The following is a 17,175-nucleotide window of genomic DNA, read 5'->3' as shown; positions in this document are numbered from 1 at the left end:
GTTAAAACCCCTTTTTATTCTACAACGTTATCTTCATTTTCTATATCTTTATTCTTTACCTTCTCATATTCATCAAAAATTGCTTGTTGAATTTTTTCTCTTGTATCTGTATTTATTGGGTGTGCGATATCTTTAAATTCCCCATCTGGTGTTTTCCTACTTGGCATTGCTATAAATAATCCACTTTTTCCTTCTATAACTTTTATATCATGAACTACGAATTCATTATCAAAAGTTATAGATACTATTGCTTTCATTTTGCCTTCAGTAGCAATTTTTCTAATTCTAACGTCTGTAACTTGCATATAAATCCACCTCCGCGAGTATTAACTATATACTAATTCTCTATTATTCTCAAAATTCCTCCTAAATATTCTAAAAAATATTCATTTTTTAGAATATTTCAACTTTCAGTTTTTATTCTATCACTTTATTCTGGAAGAAGGGCATATATTTACACTGCCATTTTCATCTATTCCTTCAAGTTCTGCCAATGCTATATAGTGTTCTACAAGTTTATTTTTAGTCTCCATATTATCAATTAAAACTCCTATGCCTAAAAGTTCGCTTTCAAATTCCTTCAATAAATTAAAAATACCTAAAGCGGTTCCCCCTGCTTTCATAAAATCATCTATGAAAACACATTTACTTCCTTTAGCAATAGCTTTTTTTGCAAGAGACATGGTTTGTATTCTCTTGCTTGAACCTGAAACATAATTAATGCTTACAGTAGTTCCCTCTGTAACTTTAGTATCTCTTCTTACTATTACAAGTTGTACTCCTAGCATCTTTGCTACTTCATAGGCTAAAGGAATTCCCTTTGTTTCTACAGTAACTACGTAGTCCACATCTAGCTCACTAAAGGTTGAAGCTAAAATTAGTCCTGCTTTGCGTATAATTTGAGGATTATACATAATATCAGTCATATATATAAAGTTTCCTGGTATAACTCTTTGTTTATCTTTTAATAATGTACAAAGTTCCTCCACAAATTCAGTCTTTTCTTTCTCCGATATACTACATCTATACTTTACTCCACCAGCTGCTCCTGATATAGTTTCTACCGTTCCCATGTTAAGGCTATTTAAAACTTCCCTTACTATCATTAAATCTTCACTTATAGAAGATTTTGCTGCATTAAACTTTTCAGTAAAAACATTTAAATTTACAACTTTATTTGGATTGTCTGTCAAAATTTTAGTAATTCCAACCACTCTTTGATTTCTATTTAACTTTTTCATCTAACCACCTATATCCTATTTCACGAATTTTTTTTATAAAAAAATCTTTATTATTCATATTCTATTCCAAAACCTTATTAAAATCAATATACTTTAATGCAAATTTATTAAAGCTTTAATTTAGAGCAAACTCTTGTATTATTCTACATTAATGACACGTAACTCAACTTTCACACATGATTTTTAAGTTCAACATTATATGAATAAAGAAAATACAAATAAAATTTAAAATTATGATTTTATAACTATAAAAATTAAATACATAAATAATATATTCAACTTTCGCAGTTAAAAAATAAAAATATAAAATTTAAAATGAGAATAAATCTCTTTTAGAAACTAACTATAATTTGAAATTTGCAGGTAAGTAGTAGGCAATAGTTAAGAGCTAAGAAGTAAGAAATAAGAGTTAAGGATAAAACTCAGAGAGTTTTTTATAATTAATTTGCAAGTAATAGGTAATAAGTAATAGTTGTGCTGAAAATTCAGCCTTGCTGAATTTTTTCAAGAGCTCTTACTTTTTTACCTATTAGTTCTTACCTTTTCACTCTTACTTTTTACTTCTTACTTTTTACCTTTTATTTTACATTCTAAATTTTAAATTAAAAACCCTTATTAATCGAATGTAGAGCTTGAACTTTATTTGCGAAAGTTAAGTAATAGAGCTTTGCTGACATATTTTATAAAAAACTATATAAAATATGTATCGTTTTATTTAAAATATGTATATAATTAAAAATAGAGCTTTTTTAATTAAGGAGGATTTTATATGTCTTTTAATTTTATACAAGATAAACATAAAAAGGTTCATTTTATCGGCATTGGTGGAATCAGCATGAGTGGCCTTGCTGAGATATTGATAGAAAATGGCTTTAAAGTTTCAGGTTCTGATAGAAGTTCTTCCCCTATAACAGAAAAATTAAAATCTATGGGAGTTGAAATATTCTATGGACATAAAAGTGAAAATATAAAGGATGCAGATTTAATAGTTTTTACTGCTGCTATTTCTCCTGATAATCCTGAAATAATAAAAGCCAAGGAATTAAACATACCTCTTATGGACAGAGCAGAATTCCTAGGTAACATAATGAAAGGCCATAAATACAATATAGCTATTTCTGGAACTCATGGTAAAACAACCACAACTTCTATGATGTCTCACATATTGTTAGAAGCTAATGTAGATCCTACTATACTAGTAGGTGGCCAATTAGAATCCATAAATGGAAATGTACGTACAGGAAAAAGTGAATATTTTTTAACAGAAGCATGTGAATATAAAGCTTCTTTTTTAAGATTTTTTCCTTATATAGGAGTTATTTTAAATATAGAAGAAGATCATCTAGACTTCTATAAAGATTTAGAGGATATAAAAAATACATTTTTAAAGTTCATCAAATTAATACCAAACGATGGTTTTTTAGTAGCTAACTATGATGACCCTGTAACAGCTGAAATATGCAAAAAAACCAATTGTACTATATTAAGCTTTGGAATAAATAATGGGGATGTAAGAGCTAAAGATATATCCTTTAATAAGGATGGTTGCCCTTCATTTAAAGTTTTTAAAAAAGATATTGAGCTTTTTACCATTAATTTAAATGTTCCTGGCACTCATAATATATTAAATGCCCTAGCATCTATATGTGCTGGTCTATGTTTAAATCTCTCTTATACTTCTATTGTAAAAGGTATCGAGTCTTTTAAAGGTACTCACAGACGTTTTGAAATAAAAGGTGTTAAAAACGGTGTTACTGTAATAGATGATTATGCTCATCATCCAACAGAAATAAAAGCTGCTCTAAACGCAACTAAAAACTATCCCCACAATAAAATATATTGTGTTTTTCAACCTCATACTTATACAAGAACTATAAGTCTATTCAATAATTTTGCTGAATCATTTTTTAATTGTGATGAATTAATTTTGGCGGATATATATGCGGCAAGAGAAAAGGATCCTGGAAATATAAATTCTCAAATGCTTTCAGATAAAATAAAAGAAAAAGGTGTTAAATGCTCAAATATCCATAACTTCGAAGATATAGTAAGTTATTTAGAACCTATTTTATGTGCTGGAGACATACTCTTAACTGTAGGTGCAGGGGATGTATTTAAAGTTGGGGAAATGTTTCTTAATAAATAACAATGAATAAATAAAGTAATCTCCTTTAAGCATTTACTAAATTTATGAATTTTATAACACCATTTTGTAAATAATATAGTAAGTGCTTGGAGGTGTGGTATATGAAAAATTTTTTAATTTCAGCTTTATCTGATATAGTACTAATCCTTGTTTCCTATGGAATATTTAGGGCAGTTATAAGTGGGCCAACACGCCATAAATTATATGAGAAATTTTTAAACTCTTTTGCAAAATTCGTAATATATCTTTTTGTAGCCACAGCTGTAATTACTGGTATAACAGCTCTTATTCTTTATAAAACTAGATATATAGTTTATCTAAATATAGTGGCTTCAGCTTTAGTTTCCATATTGGTTGGTTTTGTCATGTCCACTGTACCTACTCGAGGAATTGGAGATAAAGAGAAAAGAAAGTAAGTAAAATATTATTATATTGACAGGTATTTTAATAGCTCTATCAATATAATAATATTTTTTTATTTTTTTTATGTTGACATAAGAAGGTTAATCATATATAATTATTCTTGTCCTTCGGGGTGTGGCGCAGATGGGAGCGCGCGTGGTTTGGGACCATGAGGTCGCAGGTTCAAGCCCTGTCACCCCGACCAAAATCCTGTGTATTATACACAGGATTTTTTATTATATAATAAATTATTATTATAACTAATGCTAATGGCTTAAGCTAACTATAGCTTTATGCCAAAACAAATTTACAGTTTTTCTAAACTTTTTTAATTTTTCATAAAGAGGTGATTAATTTGTTAAAGGACATAAAAGCCGCTATATTTGACATGGACGGAACTTTAATAGATTCTATGTGGATATGGTCTAAAATTGATCAAGAATACTTAAAAAAAAGAGGTATCCCTGTGCCAAAAGACTTAAAAGCCTCTATAGAACATTTAACTTTTGAAGAAACAGCCACTTATTTTAAAAATAAATTCAATATTCAAGATTCTATAAACCAAATAATGGACGAATGGAATAACATGGCTTATGATGAATATAAGTTTAACGTAACTCTTAAACCTGGTGCAAAAGAATACTTGCAAGCTTTAAAATCCATGAATATTAAGATTGGACTAGCTACTAGTAATAATAAAATTCTTTTAGAAGCTGCCCTAAAGAAAAATGATATATATAATTTTTTTGACACCATATGTACCACAGATGAAGTAAACAGAGGCAAACAATTTCCAGATATATATCTTTTAACAGCTAATAGGCTTCAAGTAAATCCAAAGCATTGTATAGTCTTTGAAGATATATTACCTGCTGTTCAAGGCGCTAAATCTGCTGGAATGAAAGTTGTAGCTATACATGATACTTTTTCTGAAAATCAAAAGGAATCCCTAATTAAAGAAGCTGATAAATATATACACACCTATGAAGAATTACTAACGGTTGTGTAATATACACTATAAATATAACTCTCCTTACATTTGAAAATACAAGGAGAGTTATATTTATTATATTAATTAAATAAATATAATAAAGAATCCTTTATTAGGGGGAGTTTTTTTGGTTTTTCTTTTCTTAATGCTACTAATATCTTTAGGAGGCAATGCCTATACTCTATTTACATTTTCAAAGAAAAATGATATTTTAAAAAAACAGCTAATTCTACTTTCAAGGCAAAACGATGCCTTGAGAAGCAAACTAACTGAATTATATCCCAAAAGACCTATAAATATATCCTATAACATTCCTAAATACAAGTGGGGAATTATACAAAAAGGAGCCACGTTATATATTTCCCCATTAGAAAGTTCTCCAGAAATTATTACTTTTAAAGAAGATACTAAAGTTTATATATTGGATGAAGCTAAAGTAGATTCTGGAAATTGGTTTTATGTGTGTTTAGATCTACCAGATTCTGTAACCACCAAGGGTTGGATTAAAGAAAATTATATTTCATCAATTAACAACGGCCTTACAAATAAAATCTGCAATGACACACCCCAAAATGAAGATTTTTGACATATCAAACATAAATAAAAATCTGCCCTAGAGCAGATTTTTATTTATGTTTGATATGTTAATTTTATTTAGGCACATTCAAATAAATAACAAGTCAGTATGCTAGTCTATTTTGCGTCATACTGCGTCAGCAGAACCCACCGATAGTTCTACTAGCGGCGGAACCTGCTTCCTTGTCTGACACAAAATATACCAGCATCTTTCACTTGTTATTTATTTTCATGTACCTTACTCTTAGGTATTCCATTAAGTATACATCCATTTTTGTATTCTGGAACTATACTTATTATATCCTTACTACAACAATATGTAAGGTCATCTTCCAGCCCTAATTCTTTAAGTCTATTATAGTGTTTTGCTCCTTTAATAAAATCTATAACATTATTGTTACACTCATATATGTAATGAGATGTTTTAGCTATATCTGTCATTTCTACGTTAACATAATCCTTTATACATTGTATTATATATCCGCCACATATAAAGTCATCCATAGAAAATTCACCAGCAGTTCCGGAATTAACTATAACTAAGTCATTATTTATCTCTACTACTCTTTTAGCTGCAGCTTTAGCATTTAACATTGCACCTATTAAAATATTATTTGCATTTATACATGCATTTATAGCCCTAGTACCGTTGCTAGTAGTCATAATTAATACCTTATCTTTTGCAACATCTTTTTTGTAATCCAAGGGAGAATTAGAAAAATCAAATCCATCTATTTTAACAGCATTTCTTTCTCCTCCAAGTATACATGAATCCTTGCTATTTTTAGCTATTTCTTTAGCTTCTTCCACTGTAAGCACTGGAATAACCTTCTTGCATCCATTATTAAGTGCTGTAGTTATAACAGATGTAGCTCTTAACATATCTATTACCACCACTGTTTTTCCTTTTATTTTTTCTTCTTTTATATCATTAGCAGATATTATTACATCTATCTTCATTAGTAAATCCCCCACTCTTCTTTTAATAATTTATACCTTGATATATTTTTCTATCTTCTAAAGCTTTATTTATTCCATTTAAAACTTCCCACTTTTTAAGACTCCACATAGGACCTATAAGTAAATTTCTAGGAGCATCACCAGTAAGTCTGTGTACTACCATATGCGGTGGCAATACGGAAATAGCCTCACAAATCAAATCTATATATTCATCCTTTTCTAAAAATCTTAGTTTTCCCTGTTCATATAGTTTAACTAAAGGAGTGTTCTTCATAAGATGAAGAAGATGTATTTTTATTCCCTGTGCATCACAATTAGAAACGTACTTTATGGTATTTAACATATCTTCTTCATTTTCTCCTGGAAGTCCAAATATAGTGTGTACTACCACATCTATATTTCTTTTTCTTAAATTACAAACAGCTTCGTTAAAAACCTCCAATTTGTAACCTCTATTTATCAATTTAGCAGTTTTCTCATTAGAAGTCTGTAATCCTAGTTCTACCCACGTATAAACTTTTTTAGAAAACTCCTCTAATAAAGAAAGTACCTCATCATCTAAACAATCAGGTCTAGTAGCTATAGCTAATCCTACAACACCTTCCATCTCTATAGCTTCTTCATACTTTTTCCTAAGTACATCTACAGATGCATAGGTGTTAGTATAAGCTTGAAAGTATGCTATATATTTTCCATTTTTCCACTTGTTATTCATCATATTTTTTATATCTATAAATTGGTCACTTATAGAAAACTTTCTGTTTCCTGCAAAGTCCCCAGACCCTCTTTCACTGCAGTATATACACCCTTTAGTACCTATAGTACCATCTCTATTAGGGCATGAAAATCCTGCATCTAATGATATTTTAAATACCTTTTCCCCAAATTTATCTCTTAAAAAATAATTTAAGCTGTGATATCTTTTGTCTCCCCAAATCATCCTTTTCTTCCTTCCTAAATTCTATGAATTTTAAAATCTTTAAGATTTAATTTCCACTTTCCTATTAAATCTTTGTATTGTCCTTCTAAATTACCCTTAGGTAAAACTTGAAAATTTGCATTTTCTTTATCAAAATAAGAAAATTGAATATCTACTTTATCTATAGGAAAACTCTCTTCAAATTTTATTGGAATCATTTTACCACTATCACTTTCATAAATTCTAATACATTTTGCACCATTATTTTTAGTATATTGAATGGTAATAAATTTTTCATCTTGTGAAAAAATCATATAGTCTACAGTAGCATCCTTAATTATATCTAAATTAACTATTTCTTTTCCTATAGGTTTTTCCTTAATACCTTTATTTTTATTATCTTGTGATTGTTTATCTCCATCTTCTGCACCTTTACCAGCGCTCTTATTATTACCTTGAACAGCTAAGGTTTCGTCTATCAATATAGAAGCTGCATAAGCATCCTCAGCTTTAGTGGATACCAAAACCTTTGTACCATCAAAAGATATACTGGTATCATTAAAAATTCTACTTGGAACCTCCTGCTTATACATATTGAGTTTATCATCCTTAGAAAATGCAGATTTAGGCAATTTTTCAGTATCTATAACCAAATTAGTTTCAACATTACTTTTGTCCCTTATCCTAACCTCATCTCCATCTGAAAATATTTCCTTTTGTGGATTTATATTTACCTCACCTATTTTATATCCATCTTTCTCCTTTATTACGGAAATTCTATACTCATCCAAACTAGTATATGCACTTTTTTCCCTAGTACTGATAGTTTTAACTTTAAAAATAGAATTTTTTTCCATCTCAGATACATCTTCTATCCTATATCCTCTTACAATTATATCACTTTTTTTATAATTTCCCTGCTCCTTTATCATATCCTCAGTATACAAATTTTTAACTCCTTCATAATCTTTCATAATAAGCCCTATCATATACCTATCCACAAGATTAGAAGCTGCATTAGTATCAATTTTCTTTTCCTGCTCCTGTATATCTACTTCTTTATTTTTACATCCAATAATTGTGGTACAAAGAAAACATAAAATTCCCATTATAATTAAAAATCTTTTTCTCACATATATCACTCCTAATTTAAATAAGATATATTAGTGTTCTATTTTAGTTTCCCAAATAAATATAATTTTAATTTGTTAAATCATAATTTTAATATAAATAATTACTTGGAGGGATTGGGTTGAAAAAGAAATTTGCATTAACTTTTCAAATAGCAGCTGTTTTTATAGGTACTATAGTTGGAGCAGGATTAGCTTCTGGTCAAGAAATTACTCAATTTTTTACTACATACGGATATAAAAGTTTCTTAGGAATTATTTTCTGCTTCTTAATTTATTCATTTATAAGTAATATAATAATAAAAATAAGTATAAAATATAACCTTTCATCCTACAACGAATTAATAAGTCTTGTAATGCCCAATCATATTGGGGAATTCACTGATTTTGTCACAGGATTTTTTATGATAAGTAGCTCAGCTATAATACTAGCTGGAAGTGGAGCACTATTTCACCAATATTTTAAAATTTCTTCTTGGATAGGCATGGTTTTAATGGTTTTTATATCTATAATTGTTCTTATGAAGGACACAAAAGGTCTTATTACCATAAATTCCTTCATAGTGCCATCACTAATAACAGTAATTATAACTATATTTTGCTTATACCTTATTTTTCACCAAGACATTTTTAATATTCAGTATATAAAAACTATAGAGACCTATAAAAAACCTTGGCTAATCTCCGCTCTACTATATGGAGGATTTAATATACTTTGCTGTACTGGGGTTTTAGTTCCCTTAAGCAGTGAAATTAGAGAAACTAAACCTCTATGTATTGGTTCTACTTTAGGCGCTGCAGCCTTGACCCTTTTATGTTTTATGATAAATTTGATGCTCCTCCTAAACATTCCATATATTTTTCAATATGATATACCACTTTTATACATTGCAAATCCTTTTGGCAAGGGATTACAACTGGTTTTACTTATAATAATATTTTTTGAAATGTTCTCAACAGAAGTATCTGATATATATAGCGTAGCAAAAACCTTAAAATTCAAATTTAATATTCCATACAAAATAGCTGTATTACTAATATTATGTATAACTGTACCTATGGCAAGAATAGGTTTTAAAAATCTAATTACTTTTTTATATCCTGCCTTTGGTGCATTAAGCCTAATATTTATAATATGTTGCATAAGATTTTATAGAAAAAACTTTTAAATCTTTATATTACTCCTTATGCCCATTAAATAAGTAATTTTTTAATATATAATGATTATCCCACAATAAGTATTACATTGCTTGAATTATGAAATTTTCAATGATCAATTGAATATTCGTACATTAATCATTAATTAATAAAAATTCTTCAATTGCTTATAAAACTAAAATTTACATGCTATAATTACAAGGGACAATAATTAATTTAAACTTTGTTTATTATAGAGGTGTTTTATTATGATAAATTTACTTAAAAATTGCAAACTTTGTCCAAGAAATTGTGGTGTAAATAGATTAGAAGGTCAATTAGGTTTTTGTAAAAGTAGTAAAAATATTAAACTAGCCAAGGTTTCTTTGCATTCTTGGGAGGAACCCTGTGTATCTGGGAAAAATGGCTCTGGCACAGTATTCTTTTCTAATTGCAATTTGAGATGTGTCTTTTGCCAAAATCACAACATAAGCCAAGAATCCATAGGGAAAGAAGTATCTATTGATAGGTTAAGCAGAATATTTTTAGAACAACAAAAAAGAGGGGCTCACAATATAAATCTGGTAACTCCAACTCATTATGTTCCTCAAATAATAGAAGCACTAAAAATAGCTAAAGCTAATGGCCTCACTATACCTGTACTTTATAATTCTAATGGATATGAAAACATAGAAACTATAGAAGCCCTAAAAGGATATATAGACGTGTACTTGCCAGATCTTAAATATTTCAATGACAAATATGCCATAAAATACTCCTGCGCAAAAGACTATTTCACTAGCGCTTCAAAAGCCATTGAACATATGGTAGCTCAAGTTGGGAAAGCTCAATTAGATAGTAACGGGATTATTAAAAAAGGCGTCATCATAAGACACCTAATGCTACCTGGACTTTTATTTGATTCAAAGAAGATAATGGATTATATATATACTAACTTTGGAGATGATGTTTATATAAGCCTCATGAATCAATATACTCCAATGTTTAATGCCTACAAATACGCTGAAATAAATAAACCTTTGAATTCTAAGCATTACGATACTTTAATAGATTACTGCCTAGACTTAGGCATTACTAAGGCATTTATTCAAGGTGAAGGAACCTCCACACCAGAATTCACTCCAGACTTTGATTTGTCCGGAATATAAAAAATATATTGTAACACAGTACATTGAAGAAAAATCTGATTTTAATTCCGTAATAAATGTGTAATTTGAGACTGTTCACAACACGCCAATAAAAGATTTTCTGTAGCATAGCGGAGGAAAATCCTCCTTTAGTAGTCTGTCTCCCCCATAAGTAATGTACGTATGAACCGAAAAATCTGTCTTTAAGGTAACAATAAATATATTTTTTCAGACTATTGAGCTAGCCTTAGAAATTCTTTGTTTTCAAATTTCAATACCCATTAAGAAGCTTTCATGTTTGAGCGCCGTTAGAAGCGAGTTTGAAAGCTTTAGGGGATTGAAATTTGAAAACATTAGAATTTCTTGGCGTATTGCAAACAGTCTTAAAAAATATATTTATTGTGGACTTAAAGACAGATTTTTCTTATGACACTTACATCACACTCTTCTTATACGTGTCTATTAAGCCATCTTAATACGTTCTCCATTACTTCTTCTCTATTAATTTCATTCAGCATCTCGTGTCTTCCATCTTTATAAAGCTTATACTCTAAATCCTTTATCCCTAATGCTTTATATGTGTTTACTAATTTCATAACACCTTTTCCTGTCTTACCAACCGGATCCTTATCACCTGAAAAAATGTATATAGGCAACTCTTTAGGAACATTTACAATCTGACTTTTTTGCTGTATCAATTTCAATCCATTTAGAAAATCATAAAAGAATCCAGCTGTAAATATACCACCACAATATTGGTCACTTATATATTTATCTATTTCTTTTTCGTCTCTAGTTAACCAATCAGATTTAGTTCTATTAGGTTTAAACACCTTATTATAACTTCCAAAAGAAAGCTTATCCATTCTTTCACTTCTTCCGCTTCTGCCTATTTTACTAATCTCCCTTTTAGCTAACAGTATGCCTAAGTCCAACATAAGTCCTTGACTGCCACAGCTACCAGAAAGTATGGCTCCATCTATTTCTTCTCCATATAATTGTATATATCGTTGAGTCAAAAAAGACCCCATACTATGACCAAAAATAAAAATAGGCAAGTGGTATTGTTTTTTTATATACGTTGTTATTTCATACATATCCTGAACCATATTGTTAAAACCATCTTCACCTAAGTCTCCTACTTTATCCACAGACTCAGCGGTTTTTCCGTGTCCTCGATGATCATTTGCAAAAACTATATACCCTGCCTTAGCTAATTTGTTTGCGAATCTCTTATATCTTTCTGCTGTTTCTGCCATACCATGGGCTATTTGAACTATTCCTACAGGTTTTATATCCTCTTTTGGTAGCCATTTGTATACAAAAATATTTAATCCGCTTGTATCCTTAAATTTAAAATTTTCTTCTCTCATATACTAATCTACCCCCTTAATTTATAAAACTTTGCTCTATAAAAAGCAATATTTGCTGTTACCTTGATATAATAGTTTAATTACTTACCTTTAGCATAGGTTTTTTATCTATCTATTGCCCATCCTCTAGATCTTTCTACCGCATCATGCCAATCTTTTAATAACTTTTCTCTTTTTTCCTCAATCATAACTGGATTAAATATCTTAGATACAGCCCAATTAGTAGATATATCCTCTTTATTCTTCCAATATCCTGTAGCTAAACCTGCCAAATACGCTGCTCCTAAAGCTGTAGTTTCAGTAACCTTAGGTCTGTGTACTGATACATCTAATATGTCTGACTGAAATTGCATTAAAAAGTTGTTTGCACAAGCCCCACCGTCTACTTTTAGTTCTTTAAGCTTTATACCTGAATCCTCTTGCATAGCTCTTAAAATATCATAAGTTTGATAGGCTAAAGATTCCAATGTAGCTCGTATAAAATGTTCCTTTTTAGTTCCTCTAGTAAGTCCAACTACAGTACCTCTAGCATAAGGATCCCAATAAGGAGCTCCTAACCCCACAAAAGCAGGAACTAGATACACTCCATCTGTATCCTCTACGGCTAAAGCATACTCTTCTGAGTCTGCGGCATTTTTAAGCATTCTCATTTCATCCCTTAGCCACTGGATAGATGCGCCAGCCATAAATATACTTCCTTCTAAAGCATAATTCACTTTTCCATCTACTCCCCAAGCTATAGTGGTAAGTAGCCCATTTTGAGAGGCAACGGCTTTTTCCCCTGTATTCATAAGCATGAAACATCCAGTGCCATAAGTGTTCTTTGCAGCTCCCTCATCATAGCAAGTTTGTCCAAATAAAGCTGCCTGTTGGTCTCCCGCATCTCCTGATATCTTTATGGGCATTCCAAAGAGCACCTCATCTGTTTCTCCATAGACATAGCTAGATGGTTTTACCTGTGGTAACATAGACTCGGGAATGTCAAATTCTCTTAACAATTCTTCGTCCCACTTTAATTCATGAATGTTAAATAACATAGTTCGTGAAGCATTAGAATAATCAGTTACGTGAATCCTACCTTTAGTTAAATTCCATATAAGCCACGTATCTATATTTCCAAACAAAAGGTTTCCTCTTTCAGCTTCATTCCTTGCTCCAGGCACATTGTCTAGTATCCATTTTATTTTTGTAGCAGAAAAATATGCATCTAAAACTAAACCTGTTTTATTTCTTATTACTTTATCCATGCCCTTTTTTCTGAGTTCATCACAAATATCCGCAGTTCTTCTACATTGCCATACTATAGCATTATATATAGGAAGTCCTGTTCTCTTATCCCATACAATAGTAGTTTCTCTTTGATTTGTTATTCCTATAGCTTCTATATCCTTAGCGGATACATTTATAGTGAACATAGCTTCTGTAGCCACACTAAATTGAGTAGCCCAAATTTCCATAGGATTATGTTCTACCCAACCTGACCTTGGATAAATCTGTTTAAATTCCTTTTGAGCCATACTAACTATTTCGCCTTTTTTATTGAACAATATACATCTTGAACTGGTAGTTCCCTGATCAAGCGCCATTATTAATTTCTCCATAATAAATCCTCCATATCGAAATTTTATCCAGCAACATATCTACCGCTACCTTACCTATCTATGTTTCATAAAAGATTAGAGTACTACAGTAGGCATTACTGATATAATCGTTTGCATAGAACTAAGTTGGTATTCCATTTATATATATTCAATAATATTATCATCCTATCCTTTAACTAATTAAAAGATACTAAATAAATTTATATAGACTAATTAATCTCTTCTTTATTTGACCTTTATAAGATTCCCTATACTTATATATATCAATTCAGCTTATCCACTTGCTTTGTAGCTATTATATTAAAGCCAGTGCCTGCTACATTTTTTAATAATACATCTCCTATTTTTATAGGTGCTTTTACTGCCAATTCTCTTAATTCATCTATACATTGAAAAATATTATTTTTTGGTATATCATTTTCTGTTTTTACAGATACCACATCTATTACTCCATCTTCTACCTTTACAGAAGATGTAACTATTCTAGTTGGATTAGTACATTCCTTTTCAGCGTAAATCTTGCCCTTAGGGCAAGTATTCCCTTTAACATCTACTACTTCACCATTTTCTATACTAACCTCCAAAGAACATCCCATAGGACAACCTATACAAGTTAATTCTCTAATATTACTCATACTTCAATATTCTCCTTTCAGATATAATTAACCCAAAATCACTTATTAAGGTTTAATATCTACTTTTCTACCGCCACTGTAATAGTTTTACATTTAGGATATTTATTAAACATATCCTTATTAAGTTTTACTGTTTCCATTTCTCCCGGAGTGAGTATTCTCTTTTTCCTATGAATCTCTCTCACACCATCAAAATAAACTGCCACATAACTGTCATGAAAAACTTCTCCCACTCTAAATCTAACATCTATTTCCTTTTCTATATTATTGGGATTTATTCTCTTTGGAACAGTATATCTAACTCCACCTTTAGATACTATATCTATGCCTTCTTGTCCATATTCTTTTCCTTTTACATAATTAGCAGCACTTTTTCCCGCATTTATGCTTTCTATGGTTACATTATCCACTAAATCATGCACATGAAGAACATTCCCACAGGCGAATATTCCATCTATATTAGTCTGAAAACTTTCATTAACTTGTGGTCCGCCAGTAACACCTGACAATTCCACCTTTGCCTTAGTAGATAGCTCATTTTCTGGTAAAAGTCCTACAGATAAAAGTAATGTATCACAAGGTATATATTCTTCTGTTTCTTTTATAGGCTTTCTGTTCTCATCTACCTTTGCTATTGTTACACCCTCTAATCTATCTTTTCCATTAATATTCACCACTGTGTGTGAAAGTTTAAGAGGTATATTAAAGTCATCTAGACACTGTACTATATTTCTCTTTAATCCACTAGAATAAGGCATTAGTTCTACCACTGCTTTAACTTTAGCTCCTTCTAAAGTCATTCTTCTAGCCATTATAAGTCCTATATCACCGGAACCAAGTATAACTATTTCTTTGCCTGGCATTACTCCTTCTATATTTACAAACTTCTGAGCGGCCCCTGCAGAATATATTCCGGCACATCTACTTCCAGGTATATTTATAGCTCCTCTCGGTCTTTCTCTGCATCCCATAGCTAAAATAACTGCCTTAGCCTTTATTTCCAATAATCCCTCGGAAGAATTTACTACTGTTAAAACTTTTTCTTTATTTATATCTATAACCATGCTATTTAATATATTGGGAATCTGTAATTCCTCCACTCTATCTATAAATCTCTGGGCATATTCCGGTCCTGTTAACTCTTCCTTAAAAGTATGAAGTCCGAAACCATTGTGTATGCACTGATTAAGTATTCCCCCTAAGCAGTTGTCTCTTTCTATTATAATAATATTATCTATTCCCTGTTCCTTTGCAGCTATAGCTGCTGCAAGTCCCGCTGGGCCTCCACCTATTATTGCTATATCATAATTTTTCATGCTTTAACCTCCAAATTTACTTAATAACTACATATAAACATTTTAAATAAAACCTACTAAATCAAATGTGTATAAGAAATTTTTTGAATACCAAACTTCATATTTATCTCTTATTTTCACTCAATAATATATTGGATTTACCTCCAAACTTAGTTACATCCATTCTAGACATATTTAGTTCTTTAGCCAATATATCCACTATCTTAGTAGAACAAAATCCTGATTGACATCTTCCCATGCCAGCTCTAGTTCTTCTTTTAACTCCATCTAAGTCTCTAGCTCCTATAGGTCTTCTTATAGCCTCTACTATCTCCCCTTCTGTAACTAATTCACATCTACATATTATATTTCCATACAATGGATTTGTCTTTATAATTTCTTTTCTCTCCTCATTAGACATCTCTCTAAATTTAGGTATACTCTTTCTTATAGGATTGAATTTATCATTTTTATCTGGATTTAACTTATCTACAACTATCTTTTCAATCATCTCTGCTATAGCTGGCGCAGATGATAAACCTGGTGATTCAATTCCGGCAGCATTTATAAAATTATTTACATCTTTAGCTTCTCCAATTATAAAATCATCTTCTGTACTATGAGCTCTTAATCCCGCAAAAGATGTTATTATACTTCTCATAGGAATACTTTTTAACGTAAGCTTAGCTTTTTCTAGTATTTCTTCTAAACCTTGCTCAGTGGTATTCAAGTTCCCTTTATCCTCTATATCCACAGCATTAGGACCTATTAATAAATTTCCATCCACCGTTGGAGTCACTAGAACACCTTTGCCCATTTGAGTAGGCAATTGAAATATAGTTTTCTCTACAGTTTTTCCAGCTACTTTATCAAATAAGCAATACTCTCCTTTTCTAGCTACTATATTTATTTTATTTTCACTAACCATATTATTTATAATATCTGCATTTACCCCAGCAGCATTTATTATTAGTCTTCCTTTAATATCTTCTAAACTAGTTTTTACTATAAATTCATCTTTGTCCTTAACTACATCTAAAACTTCACAATTAAATTTAAAATCCACTCCATTGGTGTAAGCATTCTCTGCTAAAGCTATGGTCATTTCATAAGGACAAACTATTCCTCCTGTAGGAGCATACAAAGCAGCCACTATATTGGAATTTAAATTAGGCTCCATAGCCATAAGCTCATTCTTTTCTAATATCTTAAGTCCAGAAATTCCATTTTGCTCTCCTCTTTTTTTAAGTTCTTTAAGCTTCTCTAAATCCTTTTCATTAAAGCAAACCACTAAAGACCCATTTTTCTTAAAAGGAAAATCCAACTCCCTAGAAAGCTTATGAAACATAGAGTTTCCTTTTCTATTTAATATAGCTTTTAAAGAACCCGGCTTAGCATCATGACCAGCATGTACTATAGCACTATTAGCCTTAGTAGTCCCCACAGCAACATCAGATCCTTTTTCTAAAACACATATGTTTAAATTGTATTTTGAAAGTTCTCTAGCCACACTACATCCTATAATACCTGCACCTATAACAATAACATCAAACATTTTAATCCTCCTCAATCTCAAAAAGCAAAAAAACCACAATCTATAAAGAGGGTCTCCCTTTATAAA

General features: G+C 30.6%; 16 protein-coding genes and 1 tRNA gene. 7 read left to right on the top strand and 10 right to left on the bottom strand.

Translation table 11 applies throughout. The annotated features are described in order from the left end of the window. Positions 1-14: 14 nt before the first annotated feature. Both spoVG and purR read right to left on the bottom strand, forming a co-directional pair. Positions 15-305: a septation regulator SpoVG gene (gene spoVG, locus C1715_RS04575; protein ID WP_102399449.1), complete on the bottom strand. Its 291-nt coding sequence runs from the start codon at positions 303-305 to the stop codon at positions 15-17. A gap of 120 nt (positions 306-425) precedes the next feature. After that, positions 426-1,241, bottom strand: a complete 816-nt coding sequence (purR, locus tag C1715_RS04570; protein ID WP_102399448.1) for a pur operon repressor — start codon at positions 1,239-1,241, stop codon at positions 426-428. Between the two features lie 769 nt (positions 1,242-2,010). Between purR and murC the strand changes: the two genes are divergently transcribed. The 5 genes from murC to C1715_RS04545 all read left to right on the top strand — a co-directional run bounded on the left by murC (position 2,011) and on the right by C1715_RS04545 (position 5,366). Beyond that, positions 2,011-3,387, top strand: a complete 1,377-nt coding sequence (gene murC / locus C1715_RS04565; RefSeq protein ID WP_102399447.1) for a UDP-N-acetylmuramate--L-alanine ligase — start codon at positions 2,011-2,013, stop codon at positions 3,385-3,387. A 101-nt stretch (positions 3,388-3,488) separates the two neighbouring features. Continuing rightward, positions 3,489-3,803, top strand: a complete 315-nt coding sequence (locus C1715_RS04560) for a hypothetical protein (RefSeq protein ID WP_102399446.1) — start codon at positions 3,489-3,491, stop codon at positions 3,801-3,803. Positions 3,804-3,918: 115 nt separating this feature from the next. Beyond that, a tRNA-Pro gene (locus tag C1715_RS04555) sits at positions 3,919-3,994 on the top strand. A 150-nt stretch (positions 3,995-4,144) separates the two neighbouring features. Further along, entirely contained in the window at positions 4,145-4,798 is a 654-nt protein-coding gene (locus tag C1715_RS04550) for an HAD family hydrolase (protein ID WP_102399445.1), read from the top strand. A gap of 109 nt (positions 4,799-4,907) precedes the next feature. Continuing rightward, the gene (locus tag C1715_RS04545; RefSeq protein ID WP_102399444.1) at positions 4,908-5,366 is read left to right on the top strand and encodes a hypothetical protein; all 459 of its coding nucleotides are present in this window, start codon (positions 4,908-4,910) and stop codon (positions 5,364-5,366) included. A 209-nt stretch (positions 5,367-5,575) separates the two neighbouring features. On the opposite strand, the gene C1715_RS04540 is transcribed toward C1715_RS04545, so the two are convergent. From C1715_RS04540 to C1715_RS04530, 3 genes are read right to left on the bottom strand one after another with little or no spacing between them, the layout of a single operon-like run. Then, entirely contained in the window at positions 5,576-6,316 is a 741-nt protein-coding gene (locus tag C1715_RS04540; protein WP_102399443.1) for a 2-phosphosulfolactate phosphatase family protein, read from the bottom strand. Between the two features lie 22 nt (positions 6,317-6,338). After that, positions 6,339-7,256 (bottom strand): tRNA modification radical SAM protein MnmL/YtqA, encoded by a 918-nt coding sequence (mnmL, locus tag C1715_RS04535; RefSeq protein ID WP_102399442.1) that lies wholly within the window; start codon positions 7,254-7,256, stop codon positions 6,339-6,341. Positions 7,257-7,270: 14 nt separating this feature from the next. After that, positions 7,271-8,368, bottom strand: a complete 1,098-nt coding sequence (locus tag C1715_RS04530; protein ID WP_102399441.1) for a hypothetical protein — start codon at positions 8,366-8,368, stop codon at positions 7,271-7,273. Positions 8,369-8,487: 119 nt separating this feature from the next. Between C1715_RS04530 and C1715_RS04525 the strand changes: the two genes are divergently transcribed. Then, positions 8,488-9,534, top strand: coding sequence for a YkvI family membrane protein (locus C1715_RS04525; RefSeq protein ID WP_102399440.1), 1,047 nt, complete (start codon positions 8,488-8,490; stop codon positions 9,532-9,534). Between the two features lie 237 nt (positions 9,535-9,771). Continuing rightward, the gene (locus tag C1715_RS04520; RefSeq protein WP_102399439.1) at positions 9,772-10,671 is read left to right on the top strand and encodes a radical SAM protein; all 900 of its coding nucleotides are present in this window, start codon (positions 9,772-9,774) and stop codon (positions 10,669-10,671) included. A gap of 428 nt (positions 10,672-11,099) precedes the next feature. On the opposite strand, the gene C1715_RS04515 is transcribed toward C1715_RS04520, so the two are convergent. From C1715_RS04515 to C1715_RS04495, 5 genes are all read right to left on the bottom strand, one after another. After that, the gene (locus C1715_RS04515; RefSeq protein ID WP_102399438.1) at positions 11,100-12,023 is read right to left on the bottom strand and encodes an alpha/beta hydrolase; all 924 of its coding nucleotides are present in this window, start codon (positions 12,021-12,023) and stop codon (positions 11,100-11,102) included. 104 nt (positions 12,024-12,127) lie between these two features. After that, on the bottom strand, positions 12,128-13,624 hold the full coding sequence (gene glpK / locus C1715_RS04510; protein WP_102399437.1) for a glycerol kinase GlpK: 1,497 nt from the start codon (positions 13,622-13,624) through the stop codon (positions 12,128-12,130). A 263-nt stretch (positions 13,625-13,887) separates the two neighbouring features. Continuing rightward, a complete protein-coding gene (locus C1715_RS04505) occupies positions 13,888-14,259 on the bottom strand; it encodes a DUF1667 domain-containing protein (protein ID WP_102399436.1) in 372 nt (123 codons plus the stop codon). A 59-nt stretch (positions 14,260-14,318) separates the two neighbouring features. Next, positions 14,319-15,575, bottom strand: coding sequence for an NAD(P)/FAD-dependent oxidoreductase (locus C1715_RS04500; protein WP_102399435.1), 1,257 nt, complete (start codon positions 15,573-15,575; stop codon positions 14,319-14,321). Between the two features lie 103 nt (positions 15,576-15,678). Continuing rightward, positions 15,679-17,109: an NAD(P)/FAD-dependent oxidoreductase gene (locus tag C1715_RS04495; RefSeq protein ID WP_102399434.1), complete on the bottom strand. Its 1,431-nt coding sequence runs from the start codon at positions 17,107-17,109 to the stop codon at positions 15,679-15,681. Positions 17,110-17,175 lie beyond the last annotated feature (66 nt).

It is taken from the genome of Haloimpatiens massiliensis (assembly GCF_900184255.1).
GTDB classification, from domain to species: Bacteria; Bacillota; Clostridia; order Clostridiales; family Clostridiaceae; genus Haloimpatiens; species Haloimpatiens massiliensis.
The sequence above is the reverse complement of the archived record's forward strand: the minus strand, read 5'-3'. Positions and strand labels throughout refer to the sequence as shown.